Annotated in this window: 15 protein-coding genes; 6 read left to right on the forward strand and 9 right to left on the reverse strand. The window is 46.2% G+C overall.

Annotated features, from left to right (window positions below; genetic code table 11):
• Positions 1 to 2,188 (reverse strand): outer membrane beta-barrel protein (locus tag AC1DP6_RS28645; protein WP_477057940.1); only part of this gene is annotated, 2,188 nt, incomplete at its 3' end.
• 156 nt (positions 2,189 to 2,344) lie between these two features.
• Positions 2,345 to 3,016: a hypothetical protein gene (locus tag AC1DP6_RS28650; RefSeq protein ID WP_477057941.1), complete on the reverse strand. Its 672-nt coding sequence runs from the start codon at positions 3,014 to 3,016 to the stop codon at positions 2,345 to 2,347.
• Positions 3,017 to 3,192: 176 nt separating this feature from the next.
• Between AC1DP6_RS28650 and AC1DP6_RS28655 the strand changes: the two genes are divergently transcribed.
• The 4 genes from AC1DP6_RS28655 to AC1DP6_RS28670 are packed head-to-tail and all read left to right on the forward strand — an operon-like array spanning position 3,193 to position 5,817.
• On the forward strand, positions 3,193 to 4,149 hold the full coding sequence (locus tag AC1DP6_RS28655) for an SPFH domain-containing protein (protein ID WP_477057942.1): 957 nt from the start codon (positions 3,193 to 3,195) through the stop codon (positions 4,147 to 4,149).
• Between the two features lie 10 nt (positions 4,150 to 4,159).
• The gene (locus AC1DP6_RS28660; protein WP_477057943.1) at positions 4,160 to 4,408 is read left to right on the forward strand and encodes a hypothetical protein; all 249 of its coding nucleotides are present in this window, start codon (positions 4,160 to 4,162) and stop codon (positions 4,406 to 4,408) included.
• A 3-nt stretch (positions 4,409 to 4,411) separates the two neighbouring features.
• Positions 4,412 to 5,236 (forward strand): hypothetical protein, encoded by an 825-nt coding sequence (locus tag AC1DP6_RS28665; RefSeq protein WP_477057944.1) that lies wholly within the window; start codon positions 4,412 to 4,414, stop codon positions 5,234 to 5,236.
• 11 nt (positions 5,237 to 5,247) lie between these two features.
• On the forward strand, positions 5,248 to 5,817 hold the full coding sequence (locus tag AC1DP6_RS28670; RefSeq protein ID WP_477057945.1) for a DUF6620 family protein: 570 nt from the start codon (positions 5,248 to 5,250) through the stop codon (positions 5,815 to 5,817).
• A gap of 61 nt (positions 5,818 to 5,878) precedes the next feature.
• Here the strand turns inward: AC1DP6_RS28670 and AC1DP6_RS28675 are convergent, their stop codons facing one another.
• From AC1DP6_RS28675 to AC1DP6_RS28700, 6 genes are all read right to left on the reverse strand, one after another.
• Positions 5,879 to 6,388 carry a hypothetical protein gene (locus tag AC1DP6_RS28675; RefSeq protein ID WP_477057946.1) on the reverse strand — a complete coding sequence of 170 codons (510 nt, stop codon included), beginning with the start codon at positions 6,386 to 6,388 and terminating at the stop codon, positions 5,879 to 5,881.
• Between the two features lie 77 nt (positions 6,389 to 6,465).
• Entirely contained in the window at positions 6,466 to 9,258 is a 2,793-nt protein-coding gene (locus AC1DP6_RS28680; protein ID WP_477057947.1) for a hypothetical protein, read from the reverse strand.
• 62 nt (positions 9,259 to 9,320) lie between these two features.
• On the reverse strand, positions 9,321 to 11,483 hold the full coding sequence (locus tag AC1DP6_RS28685) for a HEAT repeat domain-containing protein (RefSeq protein ID WP_477057948.1): 2,163 nt from the start codon (positions 11,481 to 11,483) through the stop codon (positions 9,321 to 9,323).
• Positions 11,483 to 13,117, reverse strand: a complete 1,635-nt coding sequence (locus AC1DP6_RS28690) for a hypothetical protein (RefSeq protein WP_477057949.1) — start codon at positions 13,115 to 13,117, stop codon at positions 11,483 to 11,485. Before AC1DP6_RS28690 ends, AC1DP6_RS28685 begins: the two co-directional genes overlap by 1 nt.
• A gap of 36 nt (positions 13,118 to 13,153) precedes the next feature.
• Positions 13,154 to 13,351, reverse strand: a complete 198-nt coding sequence (locus AC1DP6_RS28695) for a hypothetical protein (protein ID WP_477057950.1) — start codon at positions 13,349 to 13,351, stop codon at positions 13,154 to 13,156.
• A 63-nt stretch (positions 13,352 to 13,414) separates the two neighbouring features.
• The gene (locus AC1DP6_RS28700; RefSeq protein ID WP_477057951.1) at positions 13,415 to 13,939 is read right to left on the reverse strand and encodes an SRPBCC family protein; all 525 of its coding nucleotides are present in this window, start codon (positions 13,937 to 13,939) and stop codon (positions 13,415 to 13,417) included.
• Between the two features lie 209 nt (positions 13,940 to 14,148).
• Here AC1DP6_RS28700 and AC1DP6_RS28705 point away from each other — a divergent pair, with 209 nt between their 5' ends.
• Positions 14,149 to 14,766, forward strand: coding sequence for an ExbD/TolR family protein (locus AC1DP6_RS28705; protein ID WP_477057952.1), 618 nt, complete (start codon positions 14,149 to 14,151; stop codon positions 14,764 to 14,766).
• 76 nt (positions 14,767 to 14,842) lie between these two features.
• Here the strand turns inward: AC1DP6_RS28705 and AC1DP6_RS28710 are convergent, their stop codons facing one another.
• The gene (locus AC1DP6_RS28710) at positions 14,843 to 15,343 is read right to left on the reverse strand and encodes a hypothetical protein (RefSeq protein ID WP_477057953.1); all 501 of its coding nucleotides are present in this window, start codon (positions 15,341 to 15,343) and stop codon (positions 14,843 to 14,845) included.
• A gap of 152 nt (positions 15,344 to 15,495) precedes the next feature.
• Here AC1DP6_RS28710 and AC1DP6_RS28715 point away from each other — a divergent pair, with 152 nt between their 5' ends.
• A complete protein-coding gene (locus tag AC1DP6_RS28715) occupies positions 15,496 to 16,074 on the forward strand; it encodes a Crp/Fnr family transcriptional regulator (protein WP_477057954.1) in 579 nt (192 codons plus the stop codon).
• Positions 16,075 to 16,076 lie beyond the last annotated feature (2 nt).

Below are 16,076 nucleotides of genomic sequence, written 5' to 3' on the forward strand. Positions count from 1 at the left end.
TATATACGCCGTTTACGTTTACCGGACGGGTGTGCTTGATACCCAAACTATCTACTACATCATCATCTACAATCTTATGCTGCGTTTCCTGCAGATTGAAAAAAGCGAACAGGTTTTTATTCCTGAAAGGATCTACCGACATAAAACTCAGCTGTGCGAGATGTGAAAACTCCTGTTTCAGATAGGGGTTACCTTCCCGGATATTGAGCGGATCCGTGATATCGGGAACGGGTTGCAATTGTGACATGGTAGGCTGGTTGGTAATCGCCGTATAGTTGATACTGAGGTTGCGGTAACGGGTAAAATTATATTGAAACCGCAGCGATGGTAGCAGGTTGTTGAACGTTTTTCGGGCAAGGGAATCTTTCGTGCCTGCCATAATCTTTCCCTCCAGGGCGGCCTGCTGCCAGTTGAGGCCTGCCGCTAAACTGAATTTTTGTTGCTTGGTACGTATCCGGAACCCTGCATTCGTATAGCCGTACGTGTTTTCGAAATCATTGGTAAGGTCAGTGTTCAGGTGATCGAACTGGCCCGTACTATGATTGTAATCATAGGTGACTTTATCTGCTGTGCTGTGGGTATTGCTTCTACCCAGACTGAATTCAAGCAGCGAGCGTTTAAATAACGGTTCCGTATACACGGCACGCACATTATAACTCTTCATGTCGCCTTTGATGGTATTGTGTTGAAAGATGGAATCAAATTCTGGTTTACGATTATAAAAGTGATTCACGGAAAGCAGGCTGCCATTGCTTTCTGTATTATTGAAGCTGGTTTGCAGTCCGAGCGAAAATGTTCTCCCTTTGCGTTGAAATCTTTTCCGGTACAATATATCACTGCTAACATTGCTGCCTTTGCCGGAAGATTGGTTGTTACTGAAGCCTTCATTCGCCAGCTGTTGATCTTCGGTAAGTGTTTTATAGTTGCTTTGACTGCTGTTGCGATTTTCCTGGTAGCCGGCAGAAGCTGTTATTTTAAGTGATTGCGAAGAATCTATCTGGATATCGGCACTCACATTAGCCCGATGTGTATTGTTCACATTATTGCTGTTGGTATGTTGCTGGTAGAAGTAGGAGGAGTCGGGCAGGAAATACTGTCGYTGTACATCACTTTCCTGTTGAGGGTTATAGTGGTTGTAGAAGTAGTTACTGGTAAAATCGATCTTTTTGCCAATGATGTTATTGTAGTTTAATCCACCACCACCTACGGTTTTAATGCCACTGCTGTTACCGCCGCCCATCACAGCGGAAACAGGATCGTCGRCATTGACAGTGAAGCTGGCATTGCCGCTTTGTTGCATGCGGTTTAGTTCCCCGTTAAAACTCATCATGTCCATAAAAGAGAAACCTTCTGCATTGGTGTTGTTTGCCATACCTATGGCAGATAGTTGCCGGGTGCCTTTAAAAGAGTTGAGATTGAATTTTCCATCATAGCGGTCGTTGGTACCACCGCCGGCTGTAGCTTTTCCAAACCAGCCTTTCTTTTTGTCCTGTTTTAGTTTCAGGTTGATGGTCTTTTCACTGTTGCCATCATCAAAACCGGTTAACTGTGCGGCATCACTCATTTTGTCATATACCTGTACTTTGTCTACCGCGTCTGCAGGCAGATTTTTGGTAGCAATCTTCGGGTCGGTACCAAAAAACTCTTTGCCATCCACCAGGATGCGTTTTACTTTCTGTCCCTGTGCTTTTACAGTCCCATCTTTGCCCACCTGTATCCCCGGCATTTTTTTGAGGAGTTGCTCCACGTTTGCATTAGGGATCGTTTTAAAAGAACCGGCGTTATACTGCACTGTATCACCAATGAGTGTAACGGGCGGAGATTCGGCATTCACCACTACTTCATCCAGTGTTCTGTTGAGGTCATGCAGGATGATGGTGGGAAGACGAATGTCTGACTCGCTGGCACTAATGCTAACAGCGCGGCTCACCGGGTGATATTTTACATGCGTCACCAGCAGGCGGTATTCCCCGGCGGCGATGCCCGTCAGCTCAAAGTTTCCTTTGTTGTTGGTCATGGTGAAGGTCACCAGGGAGGAGTCCTTTTTTTTCAACAATGTAATCGTGGCGGATGCCACGGGCTGTTGGGCAATGGTGTCCATGAGTGTTCCTTTGATGGACCCCGTTTTTTGTGCTTGCGCAACAAATGCAAAGCAGCAGGCAATCAGCAGTAAGTAATTTTGTTTCATAGTCAGCGTTTACTTCGTAAGTGATAACGAAAGTAGCTGCACTGCCGCCAAAAGGAGGTTAACAAGGGTTGCTTTAATGTTAAGGAAGGTTAAAGAAAAAGGGCAGTGCCGGGATTTATCCGGCACTGCCCTTTATTATTGAAAGATAGGACTCCACTACTTATCCAGTATGCCTTTGGAAAGGCTTTCCCTGTTATGATCGGCAGGCGCCACTTTTTCAGCTCTTTTTTCTGAGATGAAATCAGCATCATGTGCTACGCGGCCTTTGCCTTGCGGAATAAATACGCCTCCGCCATTGCTGTCGTCGATGTTAATAATGCCAATCTTAAAGTTCCTGAGCCCATTCGCTTCTTTCGTGGCCGTCATGATAATGGCTGCGATGGCAGAGTGACTGCCGGATACGGATTTTACTTTGCCATATACCGTAAAATTATTGCCACTGCCGGAAATGGCGGTAGTGATACTGGTATCTGAATCTGTGAGGAAATGTTCTCCAATCAGTTTTATACTGAAATCCTTATTGTTTTGTCCGGATAAACGGACTACACCATCGTGGAATCTGTAGCCACGGGGTTCATCCACGTCCAGGTTGCTGGTATCGAGAATATATGGCTGGATATCGTAGGTGCCTTCTACATTAGGCGGAGTTACCCCTTCATTGATATTAAACCCTAATACTTTCAACGTGTCGAGATACTTTTTAGGAATGATATCTTCAATTCTTTTATTCAGTATATCTTGATCAGTTGGGGCTTTGGTGGCGTCGTCCTTGCTACAGGAGTAAAGAAGTGTGGAGAGCGCAATCGAAAAAAGTAATGTATATTTCATGTTTTAAAGATGATGGTTTCCGAAATGAATAATAGGTGTGTTAACTTGTTACAAAATTATTAAAACCTTAACTTGTGGAAATACCCGGAAACTGGTATTTTCATTTCACGGGAAGTGGGTAGCTGCGGGTAGGAACCATATTTTCAGCACCTTTTGAATGTTTAAACCCAGACAATATGACCATACCGTTTGTTGAAATCATTGAATCTGTGCCCCCCGATCCGGACCTGCTGATGTGGAAGTTTCCAGATGAGGACAAAGAAATAAAAAATGGGGCAGTGCTAACGGTAAGGGAAAGCCAATCGGCGCTTTTCCTGAATGAAGGCCGCGTAGCAGATGTTTTTACTGCCGGGAAATATACGTTGGACACTGCGAATATTCCCATACTCACCCGTCTGAAAGGTTGGAAATATGGCTTTCAGAGTCCATACAAAGCAGATATTTATTTCTTCAATACGCATCAGTTTGTCAACCTTAAATGGGGAACACCTGCGCCGGTACTGATGCGTGACAGCAGCTTCGGACAGGTGCGTATCCGTGCTTTTGGTGCTTATAACATTCGTATTGTAGACGTAGTCAAATTTTTCCGGGAGTATGCCGGGACTTTCCCGCAACTTGRTATCCGGGAGCTGGAATGGCAGCTACGTGATTTCATCGCCCCTAAATTTGCGGAAGCATTGGCCCGCGCTAATATCTCTGTGGTAGATGTGGCAGGTAACCTTACTGCATTGAATGAAAAAATACAACCACTCATTCAACCTTACTTTTCTGATTTTGGACTGGAAGTAACCCGCTTTACTATCAGCAATGCTACGTTACCGGAAGAGGTGCTCAGGCATTTCGATAAAGTGAGTGGCATGAATATGGTTACGGATATGAATAAGTTCACACAGTTTAGCCTGGCGAATGCGATGGATAAAGATAACACCGCCATCGGAAACGCAGCACAGCAGGCAATGGCGATGGGCATCCTCCTGAACCAGGTGCAGTCAGTGCCGCCGCCTACGGAGCCTGGCCTGCCACCCGAAGATGTAACTACCCGGCTTCAGCAACTAAAGCATCTTTTTGAAGCAGGCCTGATTAACCAGGCAGAATACACCGCTAAAAAAGAAGCATTGCTGAAATTATTATAACACATTACCCATGAGTGAAGAAGAGAAAAAACGAACACTGACCTATCTGGAAAAACTGAAGCAAACTGCCTTACAGCAAAAAAATTATGGTGGGGAGGTAAAGAAAGAAGATGCCAGTATGGATGCGCGCGATTGCCCTAATTGTGGCGCGGGCAGAGCGTTCCGGCACGGACTTACTTCCTGTGCCTATTGTGGTTTTGTATTCATGGAGGTAAAACTCACCGATGGTATTCACATCAAAAAAGAGAATAATTCCTAGTTCATGTTTGGTTTTTTTGAGAAGAAATATGATAACCCGGCACTGATTGCCCATGTGAATGAAACGCAGACAAGATGGTTTGCTTTTCTTGATAAACTGGAAGCACGGATAGCAGAAATGTGTAGTGCAGCGATACCAGAGTTGAAGGCTGTTTTTGAGCAAGACACTGATCCTTATAAAAGAGCACATGGTCATATGCTCTTAGGCTTGCAGGGACAGCTATCGCAGATGCGTACTAAAGTTAACCAGGTAAGAGCCGAACAAATCGTTGGTACCATTGATGCAGGTGAGGCGGCTATTCCGTCTATCACTTCTAATGCCGGCCGTCAATACCACGACCTGTTGCATACCTTCAGGATGGCCTGTCTGAACAGGCATTATATTTTTGAAGAGAAACTAAATGCCGCTTTCTTTCGGTTAAAGGAAGCAGCAGGAGAGCAGGACCTGGAAGCGGCGTACCAGGAACAACTGGCGGCTTTTGAAAAGATAAAAGATGATTTCAACTGTCAGCAATGTGGCGGCAATATCAGCATTCCTCAAATGTTTTTTATTGCTACCTATGTCAGTTGCCCGTTTTGTCAAACCCAGAATACTTTTATGCCGTCTACCGAAGCGCAGATGGTATTGCATAACGCACGTGGTCTGGCAGAGCAGCGAACCGCTGATCTTCGTAAAGCAGCCGAAGGACAGCCTAAAAATCCGGAGTTACAGCGACAGTATTTACGCGCCATGTTTGATGAGTGGAATAAAATAGTACCGGATATGGCTGCAGAGAATGAAAAATTTTATGAACGTCTGTTGAAAGACATCGCTATTGGTCATTACTAAACATCAACTATATGTCAGAAAATCCATTATTAGCACCCATTCACGGTATTAGCTTAGAAGATTACAGCGCTGCCTGCGCAAAAATGGGAAGTGGCCTGAGTGAGCAGGACATCGCCAGTGCTTTGGGGGTGGAGTTACCCGTATGGCAGGAAGCTAACCTGCTTTGGCCTGAACGTATGAAGCAGGACGAAACCTTTCATATTGTAACCCTGTTTGGTCAATATTTTGGTCAGGCTGATCAGCATCCGAAGTTCAGCAACGTAAAGCCTAACCTTTCTCCCGCAGCCGCAGGGAATACAGAAAAGATTAAAACTGATAAAGACTTTTATGATGAGCTGGAAGTAGCACGGCAGGTTGCCTACGACTATGGCTTAGACGGTGCACAGTGGATCGTGGACCAGTACGGCATTTCCCTGGGCGACTTTCAGATTGCCGCCAGTAACTGGAACGAACAACTTCATCGTGAAATAGCGGCAGATTTTGATGGCTACAATAGAAAGCAGGCTGCTTACAGAGCGAAGTATGAAAAACTTTTTTCTGAAGCACAGGGCGGAAATGTAGCAGACGATATCGAGTTCTAAAAAAACAGCTTACTGTAAAAGGGGCCGTCTCATCAGTGAGGCGGCCCCTTTTTGCGAAGTACTAGATAATTTTACTGAATATCAACGTATCTACCGTACGCCATTGAATGCTGTCCTGGCTCATTTCAAAAGCCATCTTAAATGTAGCAGGAGATAATTTTTCGTAGATAAAATGTTGATAGGCTTTTCTGCCAGCCTGGTTCACCTCTGTATTAGTTAGCACCAATCTGTCTTTTCGTGTATAGTCGCCATGAAATTGCCGGTGTCCCTGGAAGCTATCAAATATAAAAGCAAGCAAAGAACCATCTTTTTCTGTACCCCATAAAGAAAGTGCCTTATATCGATTGGGTGGGATATCCTTATGTTCATATTGCAGCCAGCTGCTATCGAGCGACATGGTAAAGGTAGCTGTAGCAGCTATTGGCTTGCCGTTGGAAAAAGTGCCCTTTCCTTCCCATTTCCCTGCAAAGTATTGAATTAAGTCTGTTGGTAGTCTGGAAGATGATTGTTGTGCGGCGCTAGGGAAAGCTATACCCAAACAAAAGGAAAATAGGATTGATACCTGCTTCATTTTAATTTTCAGTTCTAAAGATGATAGGCATGAATGTACTTAATTTATTTTTGAGACATCATCATTGTATGTGTATACTATTTTGCGGCGAACTTCGCGTCCAGTTCCTGGATGGCATTATTAATCACCGTCAGTTTCTCTTTCACCTGCCGGGTATGGGGATAGTACTGCAACAGTTCTTTCAGCAGCTGATAGCCTTCTTCCAGTTTGTCCGACTGTAAAGCGCTGGCTGCCCGCTGAAATAACTGCACGGCAGATTCCTGATCGGGGTCTTTCTTCGGAAAATATTTGTATTCAAATGTTTCCCAGAAATCATTACTCCATGGCCAGTTTTGCTGCACCACTGCACTATTCATCGCCTTCAGCACATTAGGGAACTGCTTGCCGTTAAACGCCGGCTCCAGTTGTTTTAACACCTGGCATATGCCGAGATAGATATGAGCTGCAGCATCCGCGAGCATGACTGGTACCGGTTTGCCGTTCAACAATTGTACATAGTCATTCCACTTCTTCCAGAAAACAAACAGCATCCGATCACCCAGCGCATTGTTGGCAGATAGTTGTCTGTAGCCATTATACAGCCATGTGAGGAATTGCTCAAAGCGCTCCTCGTCTTTATACAGATACTTAGCCCAGATACCGTTCGAATTCCGGAACAGGTGTTCCAGCACAAGGTAAGGCAGGGTGGCTGCAGGTTCCAGGCTGCTGTCGGGTAGTTCGTTGAATACTTTTGCAGGAAGGTCGCCGGGTTCTATTGCAAAGATGAGCGCTGCCACCGGCCACTGGGTATATGGACAAATCCATCCGCTGTATTCCCATTCGTTGAGTGTGGTATAACGTTTTTTGGAATTGATTTCCGGTGCATTAAACTGCATGTATCGCTGGTAGTGCGCTTGCGTAAAAATGCTGACCAGCCTTTGACGGTATTCCAGGTCAATGAATCCGACCTGCTCCAGGTATTTTCTCACCTGGTAAACGCCGTCTTTGTCCTGCGATACTAAAATATAGTCAAGACTCAGCGTTACCAGCTCCGGTGTGACCAGTTTACCCTGTTGCATGATGCTGAGGAGCTGTTGCAACAGTCCGTCCGATTTAGGTGTACGCAGCAGCATTTTATACAGCTCTACTACTTCATTCTTTTTGATGGTTCTGTTATTCCATGCTTCGGTAAGTAGTCGCTGGGCTTCCATGTAGGTTTGCATACCGTTTCTTTTCAGCATCGTTTGCTGAAAAGCGGGGAGGAATGCGCCTGTTTGATCGGCTTTGTCTGCGCCTTTCAGCAGCCAGTTCGCTTTGGTGAGAGAAACGAAATAAGGCAGTTCTGCCCGTATCTCCGCATGTTGGTCTGCCAGTTTACCTAACAGCTGCACCCATTCATCCAGCGGTTGCTGCGGATACCAGGCAATATGCCGGTACAAAGCACGGAGCAGAGAAGGGGCTAGCTGACTGAAATCTGTTTCCAGCGTTTTTAGTAAACGATAGATGCGATCCAGCTCATAAATATCTTTTGCCTGTTCGAGGAGTAAGCCCATACTTTTTTTAAGGTCCGGATCATCACTATAGGCGAACGTCTGCAACCGGTTAATCACTTGTTGTTTCAGGGTGGGCGGGTACCAGGCGCCTTCCATGATGCCGGCAAACAGCTGCAGTAATGATGGTCTGTTTTCGTTTGTGATGGTGATTTCACAAACGGCGGTGGCCAGTTTTATTTTCAGGGCATGATCTGTTTCCGCTACAGCCAGCGTTACCAGCAGGGCTTCTGTTTGTGGCGACTTGCGTCCTGTTTGCAGGATGACATCCAGCAGGGAGCTGCGTAAGCCCGTAAGTGGCTCTGACTGTATAGCTTTTGCCAGTGCAGGTTCCAGCTGTTCCTGTTGTTTCGGGAACTGAAGTATCAGCAGTGGCAGTACCGCTTCGCGGACGTAAGGGTTTTTATCCTGGAGTCCACTGATAATCAGGTGCGGCAGATCATGTTGTTGTAAAAGTGTCAACAACCGGATCTTCAAACCGGCTGATGTTGTTTGTGCAAACAGTTGATTAAAATCTTCCTGCAGGTGGGGATTGGCTACCAGTCGGCCGGTGACCAGTGTCAGCAACTCCGGCTGATCAGGCATCCGCTGCAGTGCCGCAAACATATCCGCAAAGAGCGAAGGATCTACGGTTCTCATGGCTGATAGCAACTGAATGATGGCATTCCGCACATACAAAGATGTTTCGCCGGATAGCTTTGCGGTCAGATGGGCCAGTATTGGCGCCGGCAGCAAAGGCATACCAGCAAGGAACTGTATGGCTGATTGCCGGATATGTTCCTGCTCTAATGGGTCCAGGAATAATAAGGCCAGTTCTGCTGCATGTGGAGACGGAAACTGTTGCACCAGGGCCAGCAGGGACTCCCGGCATTCCGGTGGCGCCACTGGAATATATGAGGCGACTTTAGTAATGGTGTCCGTTGTTTTCTCCACACTGTTACGAAGTCCTGTGATACAGATGAATTGAATGTTGGTATCCAGGTCATTCACCAGGGTATCTGTCAGTATTTCGGCAATCTCGGGTATATGCGCCACCAGTGTGGCCAGCCGCTCCAGGGCAAGGTATCTCAGGGGCCGCTCCGGATCAAGGCAGGCGATAATAGCCAGCGCATGTATGTATTGCGCACGTTCTGTGATGCGGGTAATATCAATGTGGCAAAGCAGGCTAAGCATGGCGTGCTTCACTTCGATACTGTTTTCTGCCTGGATGGCTTCCGTTAGTTTGTTGACACCTTCTCCTGTTTCCAGGAAAGGGCGTAGTCCGCGAAGTGCCTCCAAACGATCGGTGGTACTACGTTCTGCTGATAAAAGTATATCGAATAAAGCTAGTTCTTCTGCCATATCCATGTTTAATAGAGATGATTAAATTTTTTGTCTCCTTACCGGTACATACTATTTTTCACTCAGTCGGCGAAGCCGGGGCCATCATCGTCTGTACTTGTTGCTGCCGGAGTAGCGGTACGGAGTAATGTTTCCATATCCCAGCCACCATTGCGACAGGCGGTTTTAAGTATGTCCTGAAAATCGTGTTCGGAGGAGTTGCCTGTTATTTGAAGTGCTGCTTTCAATAAATCAAATGCTGGCTCCCAGGTGTTGTTGGCTGCCAGGTATGCCATATAGGGCAGTACACCGGCCACGGTGGTTTGCCGCAATAGCCGTTGCCTGAATGCTGCTTCCAGGTCTGCGCCCCATATCATCCGCATCAATTCGTCCAGTTGAATAAGCGGAATATACCGGCTTCTTTTTTCCAGTAACATCCACAAACCGTCTTTCAGTTCCGGGGTGGTTGGATTGCTTTTCAGCACCAGCAGGTAGTGTTTGAATTTGGATTCATTGCCTAAATCGGTATGTAGCAACTGGTGTAGTATATATCTGCTCAACTGGTCATCGAGGCCTGCATTTGCCGCCAGGAAACGCAGTATTTCCACATCAGACAGGCTTTCCTGGTACAGGCTGCCGCTGCTGTTGGGGTCCAGTGCTGCTACGAGAATGCGGTTGGCCATTTGCGGGTTGTCGTTATAAAACAGCCAGAGATGGGGGAAGATGCCACTGAGATTATGTTCAACGCTGACTTTATGCAGCCATTGTTCCCAGTTGATATTTTCACCACCTGACTGTGCAATAGCTTGTTCCTGTACCTGTGTGCAGATATGCCTGATCTGATCATTGGTTTCATGATCTGCGAGGCGAAGAAAGATCTGTACTGTTGCCGCCGGCAACTTCGGAATGCAGCTGATCTTTTTGGCGAGCAGCGCACGCAGTTGGGTATTTAACTCCTGGTGTAATAACACGGGGGCGGCCGCAGCCACTACAGCGGTGTTTTCTGCCGTGAGTGGTATTAACAAAAAGCCACGGATGGCCCATTCCTTAATAGCTGTAGAAGGGGCTTCCAGCGCTTTGGCGTAGAAGGCATTCAGCTCATCTCCAAACGTGACGGCGGTGGTAATAGATTTTAATATGGCTGCTTTACAATCATCCCGTTGTTCTTTTTCATATGCCGAGATGAATTTTTCGAATAAAGGGTAACGTACAGGTACCTGTCTCCCTAAAATATCATATAGCTGCACGGCCAGCGTAGCTTGAATTTCCTGATCCAGTAAACCCAGGAGGGCATTGGTCAACGACTCATTCCGCTCTGTATAAGGCGCCAGCAGTTGTAACAGCTGTCCTGCCGCGGCCATATCTTTTTCGGTTAATAAACAGGCACAGAGGTAATCAATATTAGCCGGTGTGAGTGATATACTGTATTCAAATATGTTCAGCGCCGCTTGTCGCACTGCGGGATCAGGATCCAGTTTCAGCGTATGTAAGATAGTATCTGTTACGCTGGTCTCCCGGATACCATTTACGGCCAGCAATTGAATACTCCATTTTCTGAGCAGGGGGCTTTTATCTGCGCGGATCAGTTTGCATAGGGCTGCTTCAAAAACAATGGAGCGATCCACGCAATAGCGCAGCACCATTTCCTTGATGGCAGCCGGTTCTTCGGGTTGCAGTAATTTTTCTATGCTGTCTGTTGCCAGTCTGTCCTGTAATAATAAGCGGTTAACGAGTACCAGTTTATCCGTTTCGTCTACCTTGTCGATAAGCGCTGTATAAAAGGCGATGTCTGCTTCATCAGCATCCACGCGTATCAACAGCCAGGAAAGGATTTGCCGGGAAGTATCCGCATTCGTTTGTTGCGTATAAAAGGAGCGCAATTTTTCCCTGGCGTAGGTATCGGTGATAGAAAATCTGCCCAGCAGTGGGAGGATGATATCCCGTGATTCATCCTGTTGCAACATGCCGGCCAGTAATTCAATAAAATAGTTTTTGTTGGGGATGGCCTGTAACCCGCCGGCAGCCAGGCGATACAGCATATCTGCTTTCAGCCGGGTATCTGTTTCACCTGCCAGGAGGTTCATCCATTTTTCCATGATGGCAGGGTCCTGCAGATAGTGGCCTGCGGAGGCCAGCAAAGAATATTTGGTATCTGTATCAGAAAGCGATACCATGTCCAGCATCATCAGTGATTGCTCCGTGTTGGCCGTTCTTCTTGTTTTAATTTCATCCAGTAAGCTACTCATCAGGAAGTTTTTAGAGTACCAGGTTTCATGCCGGATAAAGCATCCGCCAGCATTTCCTGTTGTTGTTCGTTCAAGGAAAGTTTGATCAGCGCATCCAGTGCTTTCTGCCGTGAGCTGGTGTCTATCACTTCATTTTTCACTACGGCGAGCAGGATGTCGAATTTCTTTTCTATTGCAGGGCGCAGGTAGCCGTCCAGGCTCAGTCGTACCAGTTCGCGGTCGTTGTCGTATAACAGCACCTCTTCCAGCGCGGGCACAATCTGTGGGTACGACTCTGCCGCATTGGCGAGTATACCGGCGCAGGTAACCCTGAAAGGAGATCCGGGTTCCACCAGTTCTTCACAAAAGGCATCCACCAGTTCCGGGTGTCTGGTAACAGACAAGGCTTTTACCTGGTTAAATAAGATGTCGCGCAGTTCTTCATTGCGTTCCCGCTGAAATAATTGCAGCACGGGTGCCAGTACTTTTTCTATACTTACCTTACCCAGTACCAGCTGCAGTACTTTCTTACGCTGCGCTGTGTTGGGGAGGTCTTTAATACTATTCATTAATAAGGTGCTGATTTGTTCATCACGTCCGGCATAAGGCGCCAGCATATCGGTGAGCAGGTTAAATTCATCGGCGTCATATACACCTGGATTTCCGGAGAAGGCGGTGGCAACTGCCTGCCGGATCTCCGGAATGCGCATCACGGGTTTTAGCAACTGTAGCAGTGTTGTCCGTACGCCGGCGGAATGGTCGGATGACAGGAGCCCTGCTAATTTTATCAGTTGTTCGTTGTTGAGTTCCGGTAATTCGTTCTGCAACTTTAAGGCAGCACTGCGTATCGTGGCTTCTCCATCCTGTGTAGCCGACCAGAATAGTTGCAGTATGATTTCCTCTGTCCATGGTTTAATCCTGGTGAGGGCGATCAGCGCTTTTTCGCGGGCATATACATCATTGTCTGTTTGTAAAACAGGGATGATCACCTTGGCATAGCTGACATCCAGCAGGCGGGCATCTGCCAGTCTGGACAAAATGCGGAAGCGTATTTCCCTGTCATTTTTTACATCAAGATAAGGTTGTAAGCCGGCCACCATGGTATTGTCCCACACGGGGCATCGTTCTGCCAGTTCGATGGCCTGCTGTTGTAATAACGTAGGTGCGTGTACGTTTTTCAGCAACGCCGCCAGTGCAGTAGCTGCTGATATAGATGGGAGGGAAGCGATGGCTTCCTGTACGGCCAGCAGTTCCGGTTCACTCAGGTTTTCTTCTCCGCTCAGCTCAATGAAAAATCCGGCCAGCCGGGGATCCTGATGTATACTTTCCTGTAACCGGTACAATAAGGAGGTTCTTATCTCCCTGTCTTTTTCCTGTTTGAAAAAATCCAGCAATGCAGCAAATAAAGGGGCTGTATCCGGGAAGCGGGAAGTATTTAATCCGGACAGGAACTGTACCAGCCGGTCACGGGTTTCTTTGTCTTTTGTGAGTGGCAGCACTTCCAGTAATGCAGTGGTGACTTCCGGTACATGCAGGTTTTGCGATGCCAGTTGTATGATCTGCGCTTTTATGACCTGCTCGGAATGTGGGCTGCCTAATACTTTACGGATAAGTCCCGGTAAAGCATTATCTGGTTTTTGCGTTGTCTGGTCCATGCTGTAAAATTCAATAAAGAAAAATATAGGTTCCTGTTAAATACTTTGTATGGCTTCAATTTTATGCAGCGCTATTACGCAGCGTTTGCCACTATCGTCCCTGATTTCTGCAAATTCAGGATAAACGTTAGTGACAATGCCGCTGAGTACCGCCTGCGTTAAAAATATGTTGATGGGAAGTTGCTCTGATTGACTGTTCTCGAGCATGACAATAAACAAATTCGATGCTGACATATGGTTAACGTTTTTTATTTTATTTCGGGCAGCGGTAAATATAAGCAATTCAATGAAACCAGATCACTTTTCCGCCGCAGTTTTTAAGGCTGCCAGCCAGGAGGTTAAGGAATTGTCAAGCGCCGTTTGGAAAGTACCTTTTAATAGCCACACCAGCCATCCTTCCATGCTTTCATCTACGGCTACTTCCGTAGTATTTCCTTTTGCCGTAAATGTCCAGTTATGAATGGCAAATGATCCAAAGGCCGTACCGGACCAGCCTATTTTATGTAAGGAGTCCACCGTGTGAAGAGTAGAATGAATCGTCAGCCCTTTATTTTTCCAGTCGAATGTAGTACCTGTCTGCAATGGGCCATTGAGCTTAATGGAAGGGATTTCCTTTTGCCAGGCAGGCCAGCGGTCGATATCACCGAAAACGCTCCATACTTTTTCTACTGGTGCATTAATCAGGATGGTGCGATGCGTTATAACCGGCGCTTCGGTATGGATAGACGTAGAAGGCTTATAAGTGCTGAACAGTTCTAAAGCGCCAATGGTAATGCCAGCCAACAGTATCAGGTAAATGAAGTATTTCAGAAGCTTTTTCATGATGATGAAGTTTTTAGATGTAGTAATGTTTAACACTTCAAAAGTACGATGGCGGATAGGCGGGGCATTGTAAGAAAACGAAACCGGGGTTATGGATTTTTGCCGCAACTGCGTCTCTAATGAAATATAATAAATATTTCACTGCATATTAGCATGGACCAATGCTGACAGGGAATACTTATGCTACTATCATCCTAAAAAATAAAGATATGCCCAGAATTAAAATGGCCCGTAAAAGCACGCTGGTGGATATGACAGCCATGACGGACGTTGCTTTTCTACTGTTGACCTTTTTCATGCTCGCCACTAAATTTACACCCAGTGAACCGGTATCGGTTGTTACTCCCTCTTCTATTACTACTACTATGTTACCGGAGTCCAACGTGATATTACTGACAGTAGATAAGAAAGGACGAATCTTTTTTGACTTACCCGGACAGGGATATCGGCAGCAATTGATCACAGATATTGATAAGAATTTTCACCTTGGATTATCACCGGCGGAAATGCGCAATTTCGTGCTGGGTGCCAGCGTAGGAACTGATATCAAGAACCTGAAAAGTTATCTGGCATTGAAGTCGGAAGCCAGGAAGAATGCGGCCATAGAAACCGGTATATCTACCGATTCTGCAAACAATGAACTGGCTATCTGGCTGGATTACGCTATGGCCACACAAGGGAAAGAACTAAATAAGTTGAAGTATTGCATTAAGGCGGATAACGAGACACCTTACCCTAAAATAAAGGCGGTGCTGGATGTTTTCAAAAAGAAGAACATACAGAAATTGAACCTGGTGACAGACCTGGAAGTAGTGCCGGAAGGGTAGCTTTAAAGAAATAGTTTAGCCAGCAGGCTTAGCCCGATGCCGGAAATAAGGCAACGTTCTACTGAATATCTGTGGGTCAGTCAAATAGTTCATCGCCATGTGTAATGGTTGTATCTTCTCTGAAACCGATCAGGGTTCCTTTGCGTGTTTTCACTTTGCCTGGTATATCGGTAGTGTTGCCGGACAGCAGGTTGATAACCTTTACGCCTAAACGCCATTTATCACCCTCTGCAAAATAAGTATCGTAAATAACATACCTGAAATTATCATAGGTGAAGTAAACATAGTTTAAGTCGATGCCTGCATTGGCAACTCCACCACCACGCAGCCAATAGGAATAGGTGAACGCTGCCTGGCTGTTTTTTGATTTGCCGGGGAATTCAAATTCCGTTTTGCTTTTGGTGCCAAACCTGTAAATAAGATACTTGCCTTTTTTTTCTTTGGATAATGTGACCGTTTTTCCATTCTGCGTGTCAAATGAGAAGATCACTTTTTCATTTGGCAAAGTTTGTCCAAAGATGGTGAGGGTAAAGGTGACGAGGAGGATAAGTGTACCTGCAGTTATTTTAAATTTCATATAGGACGAAAGTTAGCCTGATTTTATGCATTACCGCAACAATTTCAGTAATAGACCAAAGATAGGGGATATCGTTTATCCACCGGGCAAGGTAGTTAACAAAAGAATGCAGCAACAGCACTTTTGGCGGCATAAACTTTTATCTTTGACGCATGTATACACGCTTGTTGAATCATATAGCCCGGTACATTACCCTTGACGAAACCGATCTGCAAATATTTTGTAACGCACTGGAGTTAAAGAAGCTGCGGAAGCATCAGTACCTGCTACAGGAAGGGGATATCTGCAAACGTGATTACTTCGTGATAAAGGGAGGGATGCGTCAATACGAAGTAGATACCGAAGGGAGGGAGCGCATTGTTCATTTTGGGTTTGAAGACTGGTGGATCACTGACAGGTATAGTCTGCTTACCCAAACGCCTTCCGTTTATAACATAGAGGCGTTGGAAGCAACAGAGGTGCTGCAGATAAACGCGGATGCCCTGGAAGCATTGTATAGCGAGATTCCTGTGTTAGAGCGGTATTTTCATAAAGTATTGCAACAAGCTTTCGCGATCGGACAAAAAAGGGTGCTGTTGTTACAGAAATCTGCAGAAGAGCGGTATCATGCGTTCCTGGAGGATTACGGTGCTATTGAGCAGCGTCTTTCCCAGCAACATATTGCGGCTTATCTGGGCATTACCCGGGAAACCCTGAGCCGTATCCGAAGCCAGGCGGCCAGGAAAATGTGATA

Source organism: Chitinophaga sp. 01L420, assembly GCF_056399985.1.

Bases quoted from the DNA above. Each gene is read 5' to 3' on its own strand.
- AC1DP6_RS28650 (WP_477057941.1), bottom strand. From the start codon at position 3,016: ATGAAATATACATTACTTTTTTCGATTGCGCTCTCCACACTTCTTTAC.
- AC1DP6_RS28660 (WP_477057943.1), top strand. From the start codon at position 4,160: ATGAGTGAAGAAGAGAAAAAACGAACACTGACCTATCTGGAAAAACTG.
- AC1DP6_RS28665 (WP_477057944.1), top strand. From the start codon at position 4,412: ATGTTTGGTTTTTTTGAGAAGAAATATGATAACCCGGCACTGATTGCC.
- AC1DP6_RS28670 (WP_477057945.1), top strand. From the start codon at position 5,248: ATGTCAGAAAATCCATTATTAGCACCCATTCACGGTATTAGCTTAGAA.
- AC1DP6_RS28675 (WP_477057946.1), bottom strand. From the start codon at position 6,388: ATGAAGCAGGTATCAATCCTATTTTCCTTTTGTTTGGGTATAGCTTTC.
- AC1DP6_RS28680 (WP_477057947.1), bottom strand. From the start codon at position 9,258: ATGGCAGAAGAACTAGCTTTATTCGATATACTTTTATCAGCAGAACGT.
- AC1DP6_RS28685 (WP_477057948.1), bottom strand. From the start codon at position 11,483: ATGAGTAGCTTACTGGATGAAATTAAAACAAGAAGAACGGCCAACACG.
- AC1DP6_RS28690 (WP_477057949.1), bottom strand. From the start codon at position 13,117: ATGGACCAGACAACGCAAAAACCAGATAATGCTTTACCGGGACTTATC.
- AC1DP6_RS28695 (WP_477057950.1), bottom strand. From the start codon at position 13,351: ATGTCAGCATCGAATTTGTTTATTGTCATGCTCGAGAACAGTCAATCA.
- AC1DP6_RS28700 (WP_477057951.1), bottom strand. From the start codon at position 13,939: ATGAAAAAGCTTCTGAAATACTTCATTTACCTGATACTGTTGGCTGGC.
- AC1DP6_RS28705 (WP_477057952.1), top strand. From the start codon at position 14,149: ATGCCCAGAATTAAAATGGCCCGTAAAAGCACGCTGGTGGATATGACA.
- AC1DP6_RS28710 (WP_477057953.1), bottom strand. From the start codon at position 15,343: ATGAAATTTAAAATAACTGCAGGTACACTTATCCTCCTCGTCACCTTT.
- AC1DP6_RS28715 (WP_477057954.1), top strand. From the start codon at position 15,496: ATGTATACACGCTTGTTGAATCATATAGCCCGGTACATTACCCTTGAC.